Origin of the sequence: Neolewinella litorea, assembly GCF_004803465.1 — a bacterium.
Lineage (GTDB): Bacteria > Bacteroidota > Bacteroidia > Chitinophagales > Saprospiraceae > Neolewinella > Neolewinella litorea.
In genome coordinates this window covers 45,208-65,111 of record NZ_SRSF01000002.1, presented here as the reverse complement: position 1 = coordinate 65,111, position 19,904 = coordinate 45,208, and the positions used below count along the sequence as shown (strand labels likewise).

The window sequence follows — 19,904 nt, the reverse complement described above, 5'->3', positions numbered from 1 at the left end:
GAATTTCCAGCCCGAGTTATAGAAGACACTTCAATCCATAATCGGGCCTAGAGCCCCTCAACCCGCTAATCAAAACGGGTGGACGGCTTTCAAGCCCGATCCATCCTCAAGCCCGCCGCAGGGTAAGCACCGTGACCTCCGGTAAAATTCCCACCCGCCCGGGGTAGCCCAGGAAGCCCAGGCCACGGTTAACGTACAGGCTTTGCCGGCCCTGCCGGTACAGTCCGGCCCACTGCTCGTAGATGTACTGGGAGGGCGACCAGCGGAAGCCTGGGATTTCGACCCCGAACTGAAAGCCGTGGGTATGACCGCTGAGCGTCAGGTCAATGTCGGGAAAGCCGGGGCGCACCAGGGCATCCCAACTGGTGGGGTCGTGGCTGAGGAGCACCTTGCAGTCGCAGTCTTCGGTACCCGTGGCGGCCTTTTCCAGGTTACCGTATTTGGGGAAGCGCATCACGGCTGACCAGTTCTCGATGCCGATCAGCCCGAGGCGGTGGCCGTTGATGTCGATCTTGCGGTGCTCGTCGCGCAGGAGTTCCCAACCCAGCCGGGCGTGGATGTCGTAGAGTTGCTCCATGTTGGCGGCCCGGGCAGCGTCGCTTTCCCAGTCTACATAGTCGCCGTAATCGTGGTTGCCCAGGATGCTGTACACCCCGTATTTGCCTCGTACCTCCTTGAAAATGTCGACGTAGGGCAGCATCTCCTCGGCCCGATTGTTTACCAGGTCGCCGGTGAAGACCACCAGGTCGCCCTCCTCGCGGTTTATCATCTCTACGGCATCGTACAGGGGCGTCTTGCGGGTCCAGCTGCCGGAGTGCATATCGCTGATCTGTACGATCCGCAGGCCCTCCAGTCCGGCGGGCAGGTTCTCGACCGGCACTTCGGCGGCGAACCGTCGGTAGCGGTAGGCATTGCGCACCATTCCGTAGGTGAGGGTGACCAGGGGTACGCCGCCGGCCACCAGGGCGGCCTGGCTGAGGAATCGGGACCGACTGGTGTCGCGGGGTGTGACCGGACTCAGCCGGTTGACCACCCACCCGAAGCCGCGGCGCAGCTCATCAAACAGCAGGAATACCACCACCGGCACCTTGCTGAAATACAGCACGAATACGGCCGCACGACCGTAGGTCTGCAGGTTCTTCGACCAGTTGTCGTTCCAGTCGAAAACGTTCAACAAGGTGTAGGCCAGGGCTCCCGCCGTAAGCAACCAATATAGGCTGTAACCGGTGTACCGCACGCTGCGCGAGTAGCGGCTGAGCCACGACCGCAATGCCAGAAAAGCGTACCCATCCAAAAACAGCATCAGGGCCAGTAGAAAAACGAGTCTAGACATGCTGCCCTTAACGTTCCCCCGCTAAAAAAGATGTTGACCGGTGCAACCCACTGCCCGTACATTCGTCCCTACGGTGCCAAGCAAAACAAGACTATGAAAATCATCATCACATCGCTGTTTATCCTCCTGCTTACCCCCCTGGCCGCCCAGATGGAAGTGAACAACGGGAGTTGGTTCAACAAGCGCGACCGGGTACAGGGAAACGGTGACCTGGTCACGCAATCCCGAAACCTCGACGGCTTTACCGGCGTGAGCGCCTGCTGCTCCTTCCGCGTCGAACTGACGGAGAGCGGCTCCTTCGACGTTCGCGTCGAGGCGGAAAGCAACCTCCAGGATTTTATCGAAACAAAAGTCATCAACGGAACCCTGCACATCAAATTCTCGGACGACGCCAACTTCAAATCCACGGAAGACATCCGGGTCTTCGTATCCCTGCCGCGCCTCGAGTCCATCGACGCCTCCAGCAGTTCGCGTGTAATCGGCAAGACACCTTTCAGCGGCGAGGATTTATCGCTTGACGTGAGCAGCTCCGCCCTGATCGATCTGCAGTTTACCGGAAAACGGGTAGACCTGGACGCCAGCAGCTCGGGACAGATTATGGTCAAGGGGTCCGCCAGCCGGGTGACCGCCGACGCCAGCAGCGCCAGCAGCATCGATGCGGGTGGGCTGGAAGCCGACGACGCCGTGGCCAACGTCAGCAGCGCGGCCAGCGTGGCCGTACACGCGCGCAATACCCTGCGCGCCGACGCCAGCAGTGCCGGCGTGGTGCGCTACTCGGGCAACCCCTCCGACGTGGTGTCGGATACCAGCAGCGCCGGACGGGTCAGAAGTGCCCACGAACAGTAAGGATCAGTACGGGTCTACGTCAACCACTACCCGGACGCCACTCAGACCTTTCTCCGTAGCGAGTTTGCCCGTAGCCCGGCGAATAAGGTCCTTGACCCGTTGCCCTTCCGCCGGGGCGGGGGAAAGACGGATCACCATGTCCTGCAAGTAATAGGTGCGCAGGCGGGCCACGCTGGGCTCGAAGGGGCCCTCCAGCCGCTCACCGAGCGAGTGGGCCAGCCACTTACCCAGAAGTTTGGCGCCCTCCTCTACGGTGGTGCGCCGTGGGTGCCGCAGTTGGATGCGGATCATGCGCCCGTAGGGCGGGAAACGGTGCTGCTGCCGGTTGCCGGCCTCCCGGCGGATGAAGTTGTCGTAGTCGGCCGCCAGTACGTCGGTAAGCACGGGGTGGCTTCCCTCGTGGGCCTGGATCACCACCTGCCCCCGGCGGTCGCGCCGCCCGGCTCGTCCGGCCACCTGCAGCATCAGTTGAAAGGCGCGCTCGTCGGCCCGGAAATCCGGAAACCGCAGCAACTGGTCGGCACTGATGACGCCCACCAATCCTACCCGCGCGAAATCCAGGCCCTTGGTCACCATCTGCGTCCCCACCAGTACGTCGAGCTCGCCGACCTCAAACTGGTCGATGAGCTTACCCAGCGCATTCTTGCCACGGGTAGTGTCGAGGTCCATGCGGGCGATCCGCGCTTCGGGTAAAAAGATCTTCAGCTCGTCCTCGATCTTCTCCGTTCCAGTACCGCTCAGCTTTAGTTGTACCTCCCCGCAGGCCGGGCAGTGTTCCGGCGGGGGAGTGGCGTAGCCACAGCAGTGGCAGCGCAGGCGGTGCTGGTATTTGTGGTAGGTAAGGCTAACGTCGCAGTTGACGCACTCCACCGTCCACTCGCAGGTCGGACAGAAGTACACGGGCGCAAAGCCGCGGCGGTTCTGGAACAGGATCACCTGCTCCCCCCGCTCGATGGTCCGCCGCATGGCCGCCAGCAGGGTAGGGGTGAAGAAGGGGTGGTGGGCACCTTTCTCGTCGGTCTCCCGGCTATCGGCCACGACGATCTCGGGGTGTGCCGTGCCGCCGAAGCGTTCGGTCATCGTCACCAGGCCGTACTTGCCGCTGCGGGCGTTTTCCCAGCTCTCCAGACTGGGCGTGGCACTGCCGAGCACGGCCCGCGCGCCGTGTTGGCGGGCCAGGTACAGGGCCACGTCACGGCCGTTGTAGCGCGGATTGGGGTCGTGCTGCTTGAAGGAGGGGTCGTGCTCCTCATCCACCACCACCAGCCCGAGTTGGGTGAAGGGAAGGAAAAGCGCCGAGCGCGGTCCCACCACGGAGGTCTTGCCCGAGAGCACCGCCTTCCAGATCTCCACCCGTTCCATATTGTTGAGGCGGCTGTGGTACACCATGATCCGGTCGCCAAGTACCCGCTGCAGCCGCTTGATAATCTGCCCCGTCAGGGCGATTTCGGGCAGGAGGTACAGCACCTGCTCCCCGCGCTCGATGACCTCCTGCATGAGCTCCAGGTAGACCCTGGTCTTGCCCGATCCGGTGACCCCGTGCAGCAGGGCGGTCTTCCCCTCGGCATGGCACCCGCGCACCGCGCCCAGAGCTTCCACCTGATGGGGGCTCAGCGCACCGGGTTCGGCCACGGCTTCTTCCCCACCGATGCGGCTGATCTCGCGGTCGTAAAATTCGAAGATGTCCTTCTTGACCATGGCCTTGATTACCGCGTCGGAGGCCCCGGTGCGCTTGGAAAGGTCGGCCCGCCGGACGTAGGGCTGGGTGCGACTGTACTGGATGTATTCCAGGAGCACGGCCGTTTGCTTCTCGGAGCGCGCCACTTTGTCGAAGGCGGCAATCTGCTCGGCTTCGGTGCGGCAGGACGGGCCAAAGCGTACGCACTTGATCTCCAGGGGCTTATAGGGATCTACGAAGTGTTCCTTGGGCAGGATGACGTGGCGGTCCAGCAGGCTGCGGATGACGGGGTAGACGGTCTTGCGCTGGAGGATGTCACGGATGTCCTTGAGCGAGAGCTCCGACTGTAGCGTCAGGGCCTCCACCACGAGGTACTCGTCTTCGTTCAGTTCGGTTATGTCGTCGCTGAACAGGGGCCCGAGCGTGATGATGGTCTCGCTGGCCATCTTCAGGTGGCTGGGCAGGCCGGCGGTCATCACCTCGCCGAGGGTACAGCAGTAGTAGTCGGCGATCCAGTCCCAAAGTTCCAGTTGCCGGCGGGTAAGGAGGGGCTCCACGTCAATGACGCTCAGGATCGGGCGGGTCTTGAAGCCGGGGGCCGTGCCGTGCAGCTTTCTCACGATCCCCGCGTAGTGCTTGTTGCGGCTGAACTGCACTTCCACGCGCTGCCCTTCCCGCAGTATGCCGACGTATTCTTCCGGGACGGTATAGGTGTAGGTCTGGGCCAGCGACAGCGGCAGCACCACGTCGGCGTACACCGTTCCACTTTCCACCCTGTGCGTATCTGCGCTGCGCGTCACTGAGGTAAATTAAAATAATTTGTTGCAAATATAAGCAGCGCAAACCGGGGCGGCGGCGCGCGGGTGCCGGGAATTTTTCCGGAATGCCCGCCGGGTGGTGTGGTTGCGGCTGGTCAGACTTCTTCCTTGGTTGATCCAATAAAGTCGGGGCTCCACCGGCGGATGCCTATTTTAATGATCCATTCGTTCATTCCCTCAATCCTTCAGCTCGTGAACCAACTCAAATCCTTTTTTCTCTTTTGCTCCGGTGTTGACCGTGATATGCTCGACCGCGTCCCGACCGAGGAAAACAAATATTTGGGCATCGGCGGCACCATTTTCTTTACGGGCGTCATGGCATTTCTGTCGGCCGGATACGCGATGTATACGATCTTCGATAGCTACTGGCTGGCGGTGGTCTTCGGCATCATCTGGGGCCTGATGATCTTTAATCTGGACCGCTACATCGTCTCCAGCATGAAGCGGACGCGGGGCTTCTTTTCCAACCTGGCCGTTGCCCTGCCACGGCTCGGTATGGCGGTGCTGCTGGCGGTGGTCATCGCCAAACCCCTGGAGCTCAAGATTTTTGGTAAGGAGATTGAAGCCGAGCTCATTGTCATGGAGCAGGAGGTCTTTCAGGAGCAGGAAGCCGTGATCCGTGATCGCTACGCCGACCGGATGACCGCTTACGCCGGGGAACTCGCGTCGCTGCGCGCTGACCTGGAGGAGAAGACCGCCGCCCGCGACGCTGCCCAGGCCGCCGCCCTCGCCGAAGCCGACGGCAGTGGTGGATCACGCATCCGTAATATGGGACCCATTTACCGGGCCAAGCAACAGGCCGCCGCCGACGCCCAGGCGGAACTCGACGCCACGCGAGCTACCCATGAGCCCCTCATCGAGGAAAAACAATCGCAGGTAGCGGTGCTGCGGTCGGCCGTTGACCGCGAAATCGCGGAACTCGAGCGCGGCGACTACGGGGGCATTGCCGCCCGCATCAGCGCCCTGGACCGGCTCAGCCAGAGCAGCCGCGCCGTGGCCCTGGCCGTACTGTTCGTGACGCTGCTGTTCATCGCCATCGAGACGGCGCCGATCTTCACCAAACTCATTGCGCCGGCGGGGCCCTACGACCACCTCCTGGCGGAGTACGAGCACGGGTTCGCCGCGGAAGCCGAGGATACCATTGCCGTGCGTTCCGCCCGCCTCCGGAACCGGATCCGCTACCATACCGAGGTAGGGGTGTACGAGACCACCGCCGACATCGCCGAGAAAAAGGCCGAAATCGACGCCCGCCTGCGGCAACGACGGCAAGAACTGGGCGAGCAGGATTTTGGCCTCGGCTAATTTGCGGCGTACCTTTCCCGCATGCAACTTTCCGCCATTGTAGCCACCGACCGCCTGGGCACCATCGGCAAGGACGGTGAAATTCCGTGGTACCTGCCGGCCGACCTGAAGTACTTCAAACGGATGACCAGCGGCCACCCCGTCATCATGGGCCGCAAGACATTCCGCAGTATCGGCCGCCCCCTGCCCAACCGCACGAACATCGTGCTGACGCGCGACCCCTTCTTCACGGCTACCGGAACGGTGGTCGTCCACAGCTTGCGGGAAGCCCTCGGCCACCCCGCCGTAACTGAAGCGGAAGAATCGTTCATCGTCGGCGGCGGAGAACTGTACCGCGCGGCCCTGCCCGTGACCACCACCGTGTACCAGACCATAGTGGGTACGGAAGTGGAAGGTGGCGATGCTTTCTTCCCGACCCTGCCGGCCGACGAATGGTGTGAGGTGTGGAGCGAAGCTCACCGGCCAGACCCGAAGAATGAATACGCCTATCGATTCAGCCGCTGGGTGAGAAAATAGAAACAAAAAGTTGCGTAACTTTGAAAAAGCGGTTATTTATGTCAAATTGTTTGACGTTTTAACCACTTTGAGAAATGCGAGAAGATTTCCTCCACTACCTCTGGCGGCTGGCGCGCTTTGAACTGCGCGACCTGCGGACCACCGAGGGCCAGCCCCTGACCATCCAGCAGTTTGGAATTCACAATATCCACGCCGGCCCCGATTTCGACGATGCCCGTATTCAGCTCGATGGCCTGCACTGGGCCGGAAAGGTGGAAATGCACCTGCGCAGCAGTGAGTGGTACGATCACGGCCACCACGAGGACCCGGCCTATGACGGCGTAATCCTCCACGTCGTGCTGGAAGAAGACCGCCCCGTGTATCGTCGCGACGGCAGCCGCATCCCCTGTCTGGAGCTGCGCCACCGCATTCCCGCCGGCGCGCGAAACCGGTACTGGCGCCTGTTGCACAACGAATACTGGGTGCCGTGCCAGACGCAGTTATCCGCCGTACCCGAGCCGGTCCGCACCCTCTGGTTGCAGCGCGTGCTCGCCGAGCGGCTTATCCGACGGTCGGAACGCTTCGCCCAGCGCCTGGAAGCAACGGGCCGCGACTGGGAAGCGGCCTTCTACCACGCCGTAGCCCGCGTGATGGGCGGCAAGGTGAACGGAGAAGCCATGGAGATGCTCGCCGGTTCGCTGCCACTGCGCATTCTGCAGAAACACAAGCATAGCCTTTTGCAGTTGGAGGCCTTGCTTTTCGGGCAATCTGGCCTGCTACCCGAACCCGCCCCGGAAGAGGCCCCCTACGTCGGTCAACTGCGCCGGGAATACCAGTTGCTCCGGACAAAATATCAACTCACCCCCCTGCCTGCCACCGCCTGGCGTTTTCTGCGGATGCGACCCAACAACTTCCCGACGGTGCGCATCGCCCAACTGGCGTGTCTTTACCACCGCAGCGGACAACTTTTCGGAAAGGCGCTGGCGGCCGCCGACGAGCGGGAACTGGAGAATATGTTCTGCGTCAGCCTGAGCAATTACTGGCGCGAACACTTTCGTTTCGGCGCGACCGCCGACCGACGTACGGGCCGGTTGGGGGCGGCGGCCGTGCGTTCGCTACTCATCAACGCGGTAGCGCCGGCCTACTTCACCTACGCGCGCCTGCGCACCGATGACCGGTACCACGACCGGGCCCTGGCCTTGCTGGAGGCCCTGCCCCCCGAAAACAACGCCGTGATCACCCGCTGGAACCGCCTGGGGTGGCCGGCGCGGTCGGCGGCCGAAACCCAGGCCCTGCTGGAACTGAAGTCGAGTTACTGCGAAGCCACCCGATGCACGACATGCGCGGTCGGTTGCGCCATCCTGAATCGCCCGGAAGCAGACGGCGCACCCCGGCTTACCCTTAACGAAGCGGCACGCGCCTACCGGCTGGTGGGGTAGGTTTGTTACCTTCGCCCTCCCGAAAACCCCCTCCCCGTGGCCAACAGCAAGTCGAAGAAAGTCACCCCACTGATGGCGCAGTACAACAAGGTGAAGGCCAAGCACCCCGAGGCCTTGCTCCTGTTTCGCGTGGGCGACTTCTACGAAACCTTCGGCGAAGACGCGGTAAAGGCCGCCCAGGTGCTCGGGATCACCCTGACCAGCCGCAACAACGGCGGCAGCGACGTGGAACTGGCCGGCTTTCCCTACCACAGCGTGGACCTTTACCTGCCCCGACTGGTACGGGCGGGTTACCGGGTGGCCATCTGCGAGCAGCTGGAGAAGCCCTCCAAGGACAAGAAGATCGTCAAGCGGGGGGTTACCGAAATCGTGACTCCGGGCCTGGCCGTCGACGACCAATTGCTGGAGCACAACAGCAACAATTTTCTGGCCAGCGTGGCCCCGGGGCGGAGCCGGAAGGACCCATGCGGACTAAGTCTGCTCGACCTGAGTACGGGTGAATTCCTGGTCGCCGAGGGCAGTACCGACTACATCGACAAGCTGCTGCAGAGCTTCCAGCCCAAGGAAGTGCTCCTGAGCAAGGACCGGCGCAAGGACTTCGAGCAGCTCTTCGGCGATCGCTTTTACCTCTCGCCGCTCGACGAATGGGTCTTTACGCCCGACTATACCACGGAGAAGCTGCTTAAACAGTTCCAGGCCATAAGCCTCAAGGGATTCGGGATAGAGGAGCTGGAGCGGGCCAAGATCGCCGCCGGAGCTACCCTGCACTATCTGGAGACCACCGAGAACCGCAACCTGAAGCACATCAACCGGATCGGCCGCCTGGCGAACGACCGCTACGTATGGCTGGATCGCTTTACGATCCGAAACCTGGAACTGATCTACAGTCCCCACGACCACGGTGTACCACTGGTAAACATCATCGACCGGACGGTCACGCCCATGGGTGGTCGCCTGCTGCGGAAGTGGGTAGTCCTGCCCCTCAAGGACATGAAGGCTATCCGGGAGCGGCACGAGGCTGTCCGGACATTCGTGCAGTCGCCGCCGCTGTTGCAGGACCTGGACACTTCGCTGAAGCAGATCGGCGACGTAGAGCGGCTGATTTCCAAGGTCCCCTTGGGGAAGGTCAACCCCCGCGAAATCCGTGCCCTGAGCCGTGCCCTCTGCGCCATGGAACCCATTCGCGAACTGTTGCTGGAGGCGGGCAGCGACGTGCTGGCCGCCATGGGGGAAAAACTGGATCCCCTGCCCGACGTATGTGACGCCATCGATCGACAGTTACGGGAGGAGCCGGCCGTGAACCTTAGCAAGGGCGGCGTCATCGCCGATGGCTTTGACGAGCTGCTGGACGAGCTGCGCGACGTGACCCGCAACGGCAAAAGCCGCCTGGCCGCCATCCAGCAACGGGAATCGGAGCGCACGGGCATCAGCAGCCTGAAAATCGGCTTCAACAACGTCTTCGGCTACTACCTGGAGGTAACCAATAAGTACAAGAAAGCCGTGCCGCCGGAATGGACGCGCAAGCAAACCCTGACCAGTGCCGAGCGCTACATCACCGAGGAACTGAAGGTGCTGGAAGACAAGATTCTCCACGCCGAGGAAAAGATCCTGCAGCGGGAGGAAGAACTCTACGAAGAACTCGTAGCCTGGCTGCACCAGTACATCGGACCGGTGCAACGCAACGCCGGTGTACTCGCGCAGGTGGATTGCCTGCTAGGTTTTGCCAAGGTGGCCAACCGCGACCGCTACGTGGAACCGGAAATGCACGCTGAGCGCGACCTCGAGATCGAAGCCGGGCGGCACCCGGTCATCGAGCGGCAGCTGGAAGTGGGGGAGCAGTACGTACCCAACGACGTGCGGCTCGACCCCGACGACCAGCAGATCATTATGATCACCGGGCCCAATATGGCGGGTAAATCGGCCTTGCTCCGGCAGACCGCCCTCATCTGCCTGCTGGCCCAGATGGGCAGCTTCGTTCCTGCCAAACGCGCGCGCCTCGGTATCGTGGACCGCGTCTTTACGCGGGTGGGGGCCAGCGACAACATCAGCAGCGGGGAATCCACCTTCATGGTGGAGATGAACGAGACGGCCTCGATCATGAACAACATCACCGACCGCAGCCTCATCCTCCTGGACGAGATCGGCCGCGGCACGAGCACCTTCGACGGTATCTCCATAGCCTGGGCCATCGCCGAATACCTGCACAACAACGGGCGCGCCCGGCCGAAGGTCCTGTTCGCTACCCACTACCACGAACTCAACGAACTGGCCGCAAGCCTGCCCCGGGTGCACAACTACTCGATCGCCATCAAGGAGCACGGCAACCGGATCATCTTCCTGCGCAAACTGGTCCCCGGGGGCAGTCAGCACAGCTTCGGTATCCACGTCGCCCGCATGGCCGGCATGCCGGCAGAAATCGTTGCCCGCGCCGGAAATATCCTCACCCAGCTGGAACAGCAGCACATCACCGGAGAGGTAGACCCCCACGAGGGAGAGACCGGACAGCCCACCGCACCCCACGTAACGCCGAATACCCTCAGCGCCGATGCGATGCAACTGAGCATCTTTGAAACCGCCGATCCGACCGCGGGCCGCCTGCGGGAGCTGCTCGACCAGGTAAGCATCAATAATATGACGCCGATCGAGTGCATGATGAAGTTGCAGGAACTGAAGGACCTGGTGCGCGCCGCCGATTAAAGCAAACAATACACCCGGTGTCGGTCTTGTGAGGGTATGGCAGATTATACCCACGACCTGATCGTGATTGGCGCCGGCTCCGGTGGACTCGGAGCGGCCGGATTCGGCGGCGCTATCGGACTCAAGGTCGCCCTCATCGACAAGACCGTTAAAGACTACGGCGGCGAATGCCTCAACTACGGCTGCGTGCCCAGCAAGGCCCTCCTGCACGTGGCGGCCCAGTTCGCCGGTGCACGCAAGGCGAGCCGCTTCGGGCTGGAGGTTTCCGGCAAGGCGGATTTCAGCCGGGTGATGACCTATATCCACGAGCGGCAGGATATCATCCGCAAGCACGAATCGCCCGACTACCTGCAGCAGGAATACGGGCTGGACTGCATCGTCGGGGAAGCAATGCTCACCGGCCGCCACGAAGTAAGCGTGAACGGCAAGCGGCTCACCGCGCCCCGGATCGTACTGGCCACCGGTTCCCGGCCCCGCCACCTTGCAGTGCCCGGCGCGGATCTGGTGAAGCAATACGACAACGAATCCATGTTCTCGGAACTCGATGAATTGCCCGACCACCTGGTGATCGTCGGCGGCGGACCGAACGCCTGTGAAATAGCCCAGGCCTTCCGGCGCCTTGGCAGCGCCGTCACTATGCTGAACCGGGGCGACCGCCTGCTGGACAACGACCCCGCCGCCGCCGCCGCGGTGCTGGAAAGCAGACTGAGGGACGAAGGGGTGGCGATCCGACACCATACCGAAATAAAACGGTTCCGGGATGCGCACATCGCCGAGCTGGTTACGGAGGGGGTACCGGAAGGTACTCTGACCTTCAGCCATTTGGCCGTGGCCATCGGCCGGCAGGTGCGCACGGCCGGCCTCGGCCTGGAACTCGCGGGCGTCTACACCAAAGACGGCGACATTATTACCGACGCCTATTACCGCACCACTAATAAGGATATCTTCACGGTGGGCGATGCTTACGGCCGGGAGATGTTCAGCCACGGAGCGGAGAAGCACAACACCGACCTCTGGACGAACCTGCTCAGCCCGGTCGACCGCAAGCACCAGTTAAAGAACTTCAGTTGGGTCACCTTCACCGACCCCGAAGTAGCCACTTTTGGCCTCACCCCCGGGCAGTTGCAAGAGGCCGGTACCGCTTACGAGACCATCGAGCAAACCTTCGCGCACGACGATCGCGCCGTGGCCGCCGACTACCGGGAAGGCATCCTTATACTGTACCTCAGCAAGCCCGCATTTGGAAGCGCCAAGGTGCTCGGGGGAACCATGGTCGCACCCGGTGCCGGGGAGATGATCCAGGAACTGCTATTGCTCCACCAACTCGATCTCGATTACGGTAAACTGACGAACAAAATCTACGCTTACCCGGTAGGAAGTCGCATCAACCAGAAGCCCGCCCGCGACCGCGCACAAAAGCGATTGCTCTCCAAATGGACCAAAAAAGCGCTTCAGTTCGCCTACCGTCTCCAAAACCGCTGATTCCATGACCGATACCTTCCCCTACCTCCCCCTGGGCGCCCTTGCCCCGGAGCAGGACGGAAAACGACGCTTCCGACTCTGGGCTCCGCTCCCCAAGAAAATAGAGCTCGTGCTGTTCCGCGACGGGCAACCCACCCTGTTCCCGATGCAGCCCGAAACGAACGGATATCTGATTTCGGATGCCGTTGAGGCCCCGGCGGGAACCGCCTATGGTTTTTACCATAATGGCAAACGCGACAAACTTTATCCCGATCCCGCCAGCCGTTACCAACCCGACGGCGTACACGGTAAGAGCGAGGTCGTCGATCTACCCCCCGTGGAGCCGGGCAACTGGCGCGGCCGACCGCTCTCCGAAGCCGTGATCTACGAATTACACATCGGCACTTTTACTGAAGAAGGAACCTTCGCGGCCGCTACCGAGCGACTGGATTACGTGCGTGACCTGGGCGTCACCATGCTGGAAATTATGCCCCTGAACCAGACCAGCGGGGAACGCAACTGGGGGTACGACGGCGTCCTGCCCTTCGCCCTTTTCCAGGCCTACGGGCGACCGGAAGATTTTCGTCGCTTCGTAGATGCCGCCCACGAACGGGGCATCGCGGTGCTCGTCGACGTGATCTACAACCACCTCGGCCCGGAAGGCAACTACCTGCCCGCATTCTTTCCCATATTCACGGAAAAGCACCACACCCCCTGGGGCGCGGCCATAAACTTCGACGACGCCCACGCCGACGGCGTACGCAACTACTGGCTGCAGAACGTGCGGCTGTGGTTGGAAGCGTACGGTGCCGACGGACTGCGGATTGACGCGGTACACGCCATCAAGGATTACTCCGCCAAACATTTCCTGGAAGAGGTTTCCGAATTGGCCGATCGCATCGGAAAAGAGCAAGACCGCACCCTGGTCACCATTGCCGAATGCGACCTGAACGCACCCCGCTACCTGCAAAGCCGGAAACGTGGCGGTTACGGGATGTCCGGACAGTGGGTCGACGAGTTCCACCACGCCATCCATGGTCTGCTGACCGGCGAAGCCCGGGGTTATTACGAAGATTTCGGCCACGTGGAGCAGCTGGCCAAAGCCCTGAAAGACGGTTACGTGTACACCGGACAATACTCCCCCCACCGCAAGCGCAATTTCGGGCGCAGACCCGCCAATGATATCCGCCCGGCGCAGATGGTAGTCTTTCTCCAGAACCACGACCAGGTGGGCAACCGCATGGAAGGTGACCGGCTGATCTCCACCATCGGCCCCGACAAGTACCTCCTTGGGGCCGCTACCTACCTGTTGTCGCCCTTCACGCCCCTGATCTTCATGGGGGAGGAGTACGGCGAGGAGCGGCCATTTCCCTACTTCGTACACCACGGCGACCCCGAGCTCATCCAGGCGGTGCGCAAGGGGCGGGCCGCTGAGTTCGCGGCGTTTCAGACCGAAGGCCACCACGTACCCGACCCCCAGGCCACCGAAACTTTCGCGTCGGCCAAACTGAGCTGGCAACCCGATGAACGGATCGCCAGCTTCTACCGGGAAGCCCTGCAGCTGCGGTCCGCCGGAGGGGGAGACCATTCCTTTGCCGACATCTCCGTTGACCGCGCCGGCAACCTGATCACCTGGAACATCCGCGGCGGCGCCTTCACCGCCTGCGGAAATTACGGAGACGAACCCCTGTCCATCGAGGTAGACAGCACCGAACTGTTGCTGGCCTCCAACGGGGCGACGCTGGAGAACAATCATCTGGAACTCCCCGCCTGGGGGTTTGCCGCTATTGCCTGAGCACTATGACGACCTACCGCATACAATTCCACGCCGGATTTACGGTCAATGACCTGATCGGTATCTTGGACTATCTGCACGATCTCGGTATCGATACCGTATACGGAAGCCCCATCCTGACGGCCACCACCGGCAGCACCCACGGATACGACGTTACCGACCCCGAGCACCTTAACCCGGAGATCACCACCGAGGCGGAATGGGAGGAGCTGCACAGCCAGCTACGACGCCGCGGGATGTCCTACATGCAGGACATCGTTCCGAACCATACCGCCCTGACCCACGAGAACGTGTGGTTCAAGACCGTGATAGGCGAGGGGCCGAAAGGCAAGTACGCCGGTCACTTCGACATCGATTGGGAGCACCCCCGGCTGCCCGGCCGCATGATGCTCCCCGTACTGGGCGATGAGCCCGAAGCGGTGGAAAAGGAGGGTCAACTTTCCTACTACCAGGGTGGGGTGAAAGTCTACGACGATCACTGGGAAGCCGTCGACGCCGATCGCGCCTCGACCGCCGATGGAGCACTACCCGTGCAGCCCGTCCATTGGCAGCGGGTGAATGATTTCATCAACTACCGCCGCTTCTTCACGGTCAACCAGCTCATCGGCATGCGCACGGAGGAGGAACAGGTGTACCAGGATCTGCACCGCCGGACCTTTGCTGACGTCAGGGCCGGCCGCATACAACACTTGCGCGTTGACCACGTAGATGGCTTGCTGGACCCGACTGCCTACCTGCAGCGACTGCGTAAATCCGTGGGGCCCGACATTGGTATCTACGTGGAGAAGATTCTCGAACCCGGCGAGCAACTGCCCGCCGACTGGCCCGTAGAGGGCACCACGGGTTACGACTTCCTGGCCGCCGTGAACCGCCTGTTGACCGACGACGAGACCGGCAACAGCTTCAGCGACCTCTACGAGGAACTGACCAGGGAGCCGCTGCCTTCCTATCCCGAACTGGTGTTCCGGAACAAACTGATGCTGGTGCGCGAGCACTTCAACGGCGAACTCGATAACCTCGTGCGCCGCTGGAATCCCCTGCTGACGGATGAATTGCGGACCGACTTCCGCGATACGCTGGCCCACTGGCTGGCGGCCTTCCCGGTGTACCGAATTTATCCCCACGGCGGTCGACTTACCGACCACGAACTGGCCGTCTGTATGGAGGCGGCCACGGCGGTCTCGCTGTACGCCCCGGAGCAGGGCCGCGCGGTGCTCACCTGGGTCAACTGGTTGGCGCACCAGGATTTCTCGGGCGAAAGCCTGGAATACCTGCAACGCACCCAGCAGCTTAGCGGCCCCCTGATGGCCAAGGGCGTGGAAGACACCACCTTCTATCAATTCTGGCGGCAGGCCCACCTCAACGAAGTGGGCGGCTCGGCCGATCCGGGCGACCGGCTCTCGGTGCGAGCCTTCCACCAGTTCATCAAGGACCGGCCCGCCACCACCATGAACGCCACGGCCACGCACGACACGAAACGCGGGGAGGACGGTCGGGCGTTCCTTCAGGCCCTCACTTTCTATCCAGGGGAATGGCGCTCGTTCGTATTGCTGGCCCACAAACGCCTGGATCTCGGGCCAGTACGCCCGCGCGGCCTATACCTCGTGCTGCAAAGCCTCGTGGCGGGGTATCCCCTGCACGAATCAATCGAGGAGGCAGATCTGCGCGACCGCCTGCACCGCTACCTGGAAAAGGCCGTGCGGGAAGGCAAGGAAATGAGCGACTGGGCCGAGCCCAACCTGGAATACGAGCAGGGGCTGAAGGATCTCGCCGACCGACTGCTCGACGATAACGACCTGCGCACCCACCTGGAAAACCTGCTGAAGACCATCTGGCCCCAGACGCGGCACAACAGTTTCGCCCAGGTGATCCTCAAGTGTACCGCCCCCGGCAACCCGGACGTGTACCAGGGTACCGAAAGCTGGGACCTGAGTTTCGTGGACCCGGACAACCGCCGCCCGGTGGATTACACCCTCCGCCGGCAGTGGCTGAAGGAGAAAGCCAGGGACAAGTACGCCCCCGCCCAGAAAGCACGGCTGTTGCGCCTGTTAATCCAACTGCGGCGCGACCACCCCGACTTCTTCAGCGCGGCCAGCTACGAACCGCTTTCGGAGGGCGACGCGATGCTGGCTTTCCGTAGGGTGTACGGCGAACAGCAACTGGTCGTCAAAATCGCCAAGCGGGCGGATACGCGGGTGCAGCGCCCGGCCGAGGTGCAATTACACCGGGTAGTGACCGATGAATACGGTGAAGGTCTCGGCGTCTGGTTCAGCAACTCGTAACGCCAGGTCGGGAACGCAAAACAATGAGCAATTGAGCGGATACATTTGTTAAGGAGGTAAGCCGTCCGAACCACGGATTAAGGGCGTCTTAACGCTTGACGTACAATTCCATGGGCGGGTTTTGCGCTTAATCACCAACCAAAGCAACCCTGATATGAGAAACCGCATTGCCCTGCTTTTGCCGCTGCTGCTACTGAGCGGCCTTTCGTTTGCCCAGATTGAGTTGGGCTTGAAAGCCGGCCTCACCACCCAGTCCCTGCAAGGGGAATCTTTCAGTGTTGACCGTGAAGGCCGCCAGGATCTGATGTTCGCCCTGGAAGACGCCGACTACGGGTTTCAGTTCGGCGCCCTCCTGCGCATCCCCCTCGGGGAAAAGCTTTCGCTGCAACCGGAGGTTACCTTCAACAGCGCCAAGAACAACTACCGGATCGACGACCCGGAGGATAACTCTTCCGTCATCTTTGACGAGCGCTACAACGACGTGAATGTGCCGGTACTGCTGAGCTACAAGCTGGCCTTCCTGCGCCTGAATGCCGGACCGGTGGGCCATTTCTTTCTCTCCAGCACCAGCGATCTGTCGGACCAGGAGGGCATCGACCGTACTTTCGAGACCTTCAATATGGGCTACGCGCTCGGCGGTTCCATCGACATCGGCCCACTGACCTTCGACGTACGCTACGACGGAAACCTGGGCAAGTACGGTGAGACCTTCACCGTGGACGGTAGTTCCTTCCGTATCGACCAGGCCCCGAAGCGCTGGATTGGAACCGTGGCCTACCGTTTCTAGGAGATTTTCATATCCCCGAACCAACCCCGAGCGCTCTGCCCCCCTCCCTGGGAGCAGAGCGCTCTCTGTATGATACGTGATTTGACCAACCGTAAACTTATCCCCAACCCAACCCCCGCCCGGATGACGGAAGCCGAACTCATCGAGGCCTGTCGCCGCCAGGACCGTCGGGCCCAGAAAGAATTGTACGACCGGTACAATCGGGCGATGTATACGGCTTGCTACCGAATTTGCGGTGACTTCGACCTGGCCAACGACGCACTGCAGGAAGGCTTCCTGAAGGTATTTCAGAAGCTGCATACCTTCCGGGGCGAGAGTACGATCGGTGCCTGGATGAAGGTGGTCATCGTCCGCACGGCCCTCAATCGGCTTCGGCGACAGCCCCAGCACGATGAGCTGCCGCTGAACTACGCCGACGAGGAAGTGGACTGGGGCCACACCGCCCTGGACGTGGAATACCTCGAACGGGCCATTCAGCGCCTGCCCGACGGCTACCGCGCCGTTTTTGTCCTCGTCGAAGTGGAAGGGTATAAACACCAGGAGGTTGCCGATATGCTGGGCATTACGGTAGGAACCAGCAAAAGTCAGCTCTTCTACGCCAAGAAAAAATTACGCGAATTCCTAAAGGCTTACGTGTGAAAGAGAAGAACTACGACCGACTGCGTTGGGCACTGGACCAGCTGCCCGAATACCGTCCCGGCGACGAATGCTGGGATGCCATCCACGACGGCCTGGACAGGTCCGCCGGAGCATCGGAACGCCCCCTGGCCGACCGCCTGCCCACCTACGCCCCGCCGGCGCAGGTATGGAACGCGCTGAGCCGCGACCTGGAACGGCCGCCCCGGCTTCCGCACGCCGTGATCCGCACCACGGGCCTGCGGCTTGCCGCTTTGGCCGCCGCGGTCGTGGTAGTGCTGCTCGCCGTGGTGGGGCTCTACCTCGGTAACCAGGGTCCCGAGGTCTCGTATGCCTACCACCAGGAGGCAGCGCCGGTGCCGGTAGTGGCCGACTGGGACGACGATGAATCCAGCTTCAACCGCGCACGCGAAGTGGTGCGCGCCCGCAACGAACCCCACCTGAACAACCTGGGGCAAGAACTCGATGAACTCACCTCCGCACGGGAAGAAGTGAAAGCCATGCTGGTGGCCTACGGCGAAGACGCCACGATCGTGCGCCAGCTGGCCGAGATCGAACGGGAGAGGGACGACGTGTATCGCCGCATCATCGTAGAACTGTAACCGTATATGCGTACCAGCCTGATCCTACTGCTCCTGGCACTGTTGCCCTGCACCTGCGTCCGCGCCCAAAATGAAGTTCGCGAGGTGGTGACCAAGACCATCGAGGATACCTACGCCTACTCGACCGGCAGCGAACTGGCCGTGGAGGGGGAAAAGGCGGAGATCTACGTCGAGACCTGGACCAAGCAGAAGATCAGTGTACGCGTGGTGCTGACCGCCCGCCACGCCCGACTGGAGCAGGCAAAGAGCGATCTGGAGAACCTGGAATTCCTCACCGAGGTAGCCGGCCAGAAAATCTTCCTGAAGAACCGCCGGAAGGACCAACAGCGGCAGCCGGCCAGCGAACTGACCGTGGAGTACTACATCATCCTCCCGGAGGAATGCCCGGTGTACCTCAAGAGCCACTTCGGGGGAGCCACCATCAGTAACCTGCGGAACCGGCTCCGGATCAACGGTGAGTTCTCGGCCATCAACATCGACAACGTGCAGGGGCTGCTGGACATCCGCACCCGCTTCGGAGATATCGTGGGGGAGAAGATCGACGGCAACGTGGTCATCAATGCCCGGCGCTCGGATATCAGCCTGCTCGACGTCGGCGGCACCTTTACCATCAACGCCCAGTACGGCGAGCTGCTACTCAGTCCGAACGTAAACATGCGCGACATGCGGGTGAACGCCGACAAGAGCAACGTGACGATCTACGAGCCCGTAGGCGGGGAGGGGCTGGCGTACGAACTGTCGAGCAACAACGGTGAGCTGCGCGTGCCGGACAACCGGCAACTCATCGAACTCGACCGCACCAGTGAATGGCGCCGGGTACAGATCGGTCCGAACAGCGAACGCAGCGGCACCATAACGGCGAGCGTCACCTTTGGCAACCTCACCCTGGGCAAGCAGCGGTAACGCGAAGACTTTTCCTATTTCCTATCCGATGATGCGCTTTTTCATCGCCTGGAATTCTTCTTCGGTGATGATGTTCTGGGCGCGCATTTCGGCCAGTTCCCGAATCTTGCGAATATTGTCTTCCGCCTCGTGGGCCTTGGCCGCGGGAGGTGGCGGTGGAGTGGGCGCCGCCGTAGCGGTCGGCGGCTGGGGACGTTCGGGCGTGTGCGGGGCGGGGGCCGGCGGTGGGGGAGGGGGTACAATGTCCTGGGCCTGTTCCTGTTTCCACTGGCGGGCAACGTCCTTCCCCTTTTCGAACTTCTCGTTGTACATCTTCTTCAGCCGGTCGGTGTCGAAGTCCAGGAAGGTGCCGCCAGAACCGAAGTGCTTGCGGAAGACCTCGCCCAGGGCGTAGGTGCTGGCCCCGTTAAGTACGGCTGTCGTGACCCCGCCGATGACGGTACCAATACCGGGAATCAGCTTGATGAGGCTGCGCGCGCCGGCTTTGGTCATCGCACTGGTGGTGAGGGAGGTGACGAGGGCCTTGCCCTGGGTTTCGGCGAAGTCGATATGGTAGACGCGGCAGAGTTGCCGGATCATGTCGAGTTGCAGGGCGGAAACCGCGAAGACGTCGGCCACCGGCAGGGGGATCACGTAGCTGGCGCCCATGCTCCAGATGACGTGGTTGCGGATTATGGTGCCGGCGTGAGCGTCTTTATCGCTCTTCTGATCGGGAGTCATGATGGAATCTTTGAGGGTCTTCTTGGCGTAGTCGGATAGCTTCTTGCGCATGGTCGGTGAACACGTGTTGAGAGTCTAAGTTACGCTGGCCGAAAGATAAGGTGGTCGGG

General features: G+C 61.8%; 15 protein-coding genes. 12 read left to right on the top strand and 3 right to left on the bottom strand.

The window, feature by feature from the left end; translation table 11 throughout:
* Nucleotides 1-106 precede the first annotated feature (106 nt).
* The gene (locus tag E4021_RS05990; RefSeq protein WP_136457399.1) at nucleotides 107-1,333 is read right to left on the bottom strand and encodes a metallophosphoesterase; all 1,227 of its coding nucleotides are present in this window, start codon (nucleotides 1,331-1,333) and stop codon (nucleotides 107-109) included.
* Nucleotides 1,334-1,426: 93 nt separating this feature from the next.
* Here E4021_RS05990 and E4021_RS05985 point away from each other — a divergent pair, with 93 nt between their 5' ends.
* A complete protein-coding gene (locus tag E4021_RS05985; RefSeq protein WP_168797479.1) occupies nucleotides 1,427-2,179 on the top strand; it encodes a head GIN domain-containing protein in 753 nt (250 codons plus the stop codon).
* A gap of 3 nt (nucleotides 2,180-2,182) precedes the next feature.
* Here E4021_RS05985 and priA read toward each other — a convergent pair whose 3' ends face one another.
* On the bottom strand, nucleotides 2,183-4,657 hold the full coding sequence (gene priA, locus E4021_RS05980) for a replication restart helicase PriA (protein WP_136457395.1): 2,475 nt from the start codon (nucleotides 4,655-4,657) through the stop codon (nucleotides 2,183-2,185).
* Nucleotides 4,658-4,867: 210 nt separating this feature from the next.
* On the opposite strand from priA, the gene E4021_RS05975 reads away from it, so the two are divergent.
* From E4021_RS05975 to E4021_RS05925, 11 genes are all read left to right on the top strand, one after another.
* The gene (locus tag E4021_RS05975) at nucleotides 4,868-5,977 is read left to right on the top strand and encodes a DUF4407 domain-containing protein (RefSeq protein ID WP_136457393.1); all 1,110 of its coding nucleotides are present in this window, start codon (nucleotides 4,868-4,870) and stop codon (nucleotides 5,975-5,977) included.
* A gap of 21 nt (nucleotides 5,978-5,998) precedes the next feature.
* Nucleotides 5,999-6,493 carry a dihydrofolate reductase gene (locus E4021_RS05970; RefSeq protein WP_136457391.1) on the top strand — a complete coding sequence of 165 codons (495 nt, stop codon included), beginning with the start codon at nucleotides 5,999-6,001 and terminating at the stop codon, nucleotides 6,491-6,493.
* A 74-nt stretch (nucleotides 6,494-6,567) separates the two neighbouring features.
* On the top strand, nucleotides 6,568-7,911 hold the full coding sequence (locus E4021_RS05965) for a DUF2851 family protein (protein ID WP_136457389.1): 1,344 nt from the start codon (nucleotides 6,568-6,570) through the stop codon (nucleotides 7,909-7,911).
* Between the two features lie 72 nt (nucleotides 7,912-7,983).
* Nucleotides 7,984-10,608, top strand: a complete 2,625-nt coding sequence (gene mutS / locus E4021_RS05960) for a DNA mismatch repair protein MutS (protein WP_136458271.1) — start codon at nucleotides 7,984-7,986, stop codon at nucleotides 10,606-10,608.
* Between the two features lie 36 nt (nucleotides 10,609-10,644).
* The gene (locus E4021_RS05955; RefSeq protein WP_136457387.1) at nucleotides 10,645-12,090 is read left to right on the top strand and encodes a dihydrolipoyl dehydrogenase family protein; all 1,446 of its coding nucleotides are present in this window, start codon (nucleotides 10,645-10,647) and stop codon (nucleotides 12,088-12,090) included.
* A gap of 4 nt (nucleotides 12,091-12,094) precedes the next feature.
* Entirely contained in the window at nucleotides 12,095-13,864 is a 1,770-nt protein-coding gene (gene treZ / locus E4021_RS05950) for a malto-oligosyltrehalose trehalohydrolase (RefSeq protein WP_136457385.1), read from the top strand.
* A 5-nt stretch (nucleotides 13,865-13,869) separates the two neighbouring features.
* The gene (gene treY / locus E4021_RS05945; protein ID WP_136457383.1) at nucleotides 13,870-16,146 is read left to right on the top strand and encodes a malto-oligosyltrehalose synthase; all 2,277 of its coding nucleotides are present in this window, start codon (nucleotides 13,870-13,872) and stop codon (nucleotides 16,144-16,146) included.
* Nucleotides 16,147-16,300: 154 nt separating this feature from the next.
* Nucleotides 16,301-16,933 carry a porin family protein gene (locus E4021_RS05940; protein ID WP_136457381.1) on the top strand — a complete coding sequence of 211 codons (633 nt, stop codon included), beginning with the start codon at nucleotides 16,301-16,303 and terminating at the stop codon, nucleotides 16,931-16,933.
* A gap of 81 nt (nucleotides 16,934-17,014) precedes the next feature.
* Complete coding sequence (locus tag E4021_RS05935; RefSeq protein WP_246050233.1) at nucleotides 17,015-17,572, top strand: RNA polymerase sigma factor; 558 nt, start codon at nucleotides 17,015-17,017, stop codon at nucleotides 17,570-17,572.
* Nucleotides 17,569-18,171 carry a hypothetical protein gene (locus E4021_RS05930; RefSeq protein ID WP_136457377.1) on the top strand — a complete coding sequence of 201 codons (603 nt, stop codon included), beginning with the start codon at nucleotides 17,569-17,571 and terminating at the stop codon, nucleotides 18,169-18,171. The genes E4021_RS05935 and E4021_RS05930 overlap by 4 nt, the downstream gene beginning before the upstream one ends.
* Nucleotides 18,172-18,177: 6 nt before the next feature.
* The gene (locus E4021_RS05925; protein WP_136457375.1) at nucleotides 18,178-19,074 is read left to right on the top strand and encodes a DUF4097 family beta strand repeat-containing protein; all 897 of its coding nucleotides are present in this window, start codon (nucleotides 18,178-18,180) and stop codon (nucleotides 19,072-19,074) included.
* A gap of 21 nt (nucleotides 19,075-19,095) precedes the next feature.
* Here the strand turns inward: E4021_RS05925 and E4021_RS05920 are convergent, their stop codons facing one another.
* Nucleotides 19,096-19,845 (bottom strand): DUF697 domain-containing protein, encoded by a 750-nt coding sequence (locus E4021_RS05920; RefSeq protein WP_136457373.1) that lies wholly within the window; start codon nucleotides 19,843-19,845, stop codon nucleotides 19,096-19,098.
* Nucleotides 19,846-19,904 lie beyond the last annotated feature (59 nt).

Excerpts from the sequence above, each read along its gene's own strand:
- E4021_RS05990 (WP_136457399.1), bottom strand. The coding sequence starts at position 1,333 with ATGTCTAGACTCGTTTTTCTACTGGCCCTGATGCTGTTTTTGGATGGG.
- E4021_RS05985 (WP_168797479.1), top strand. The coding sequence starts at position 1,427 with ATGAAAATCATCATCACATCGCTGTTTATCCTCCTGCTTACCCCCCTG.
- E4021_RS05970 (WP_136457391.1), top strand. The coding sequence starts at position 5,999 with ATGCAACTTTCCGCCATTGTAGCCACCGACCGCCTGGGCACCATCGGC.
- E4021_RS05965 (WP_136457389.1), top strand. The coding sequence starts at position 6,568 with ATGCGAGAAGATTTCCTCCACTACCTCTGGCGGCTGGCGCGCTTTGAA.
- mutS (WP_136458271.1), top strand. The coding sequence starts at position 7,984 with ATGGCGCAGTACAACAAGGTGAAGGCCAAGCACCCCGAGGCCTTGCTC.
- E4021_RS05955 (WP_136457387.1), top strand. The coding sequence starts at position 10,645 with ATGGCAGATTATACCCACGACCTGATCGTGATTGGCGCCGGCTCCGGT.
- treZ (WP_136457385.1), top strand. The coding sequence starts at position 12,095 with ATGACCGATACCTTCCCCTACCTCCCCCTGGGCGCCCTTGCCCCGGAG.
- treY (WP_136457383.1), top strand. The coding sequence starts at position 13,870 with ATGACGACCTACCGCATACAATTCCACGCCGGATTTACGGTCAATGAC.
- E4021_RS05940 (WP_136457381.1), top strand. The coding sequence starts at position 16,301 with ATGAGAAACCGCATTGCCCTGCTTTTGCCGCTGCTGCTACTGAGCGGC.
- E4021_RS05925 (WP_136457375.1), top strand. The coding sequence starts at position 18,178 with ATGCGTACCAGCCTGATCCTACTGCTCCTGGCACTGTTGCCCTGCACC.
- E4021_RS05920 (WP_136457373.1), bottom strand. The coding sequence starts at position 19,845 with ATGCGCAAGAAGCTATCCGACTACGCCAAGAAGACCCTCAAAGATTCC.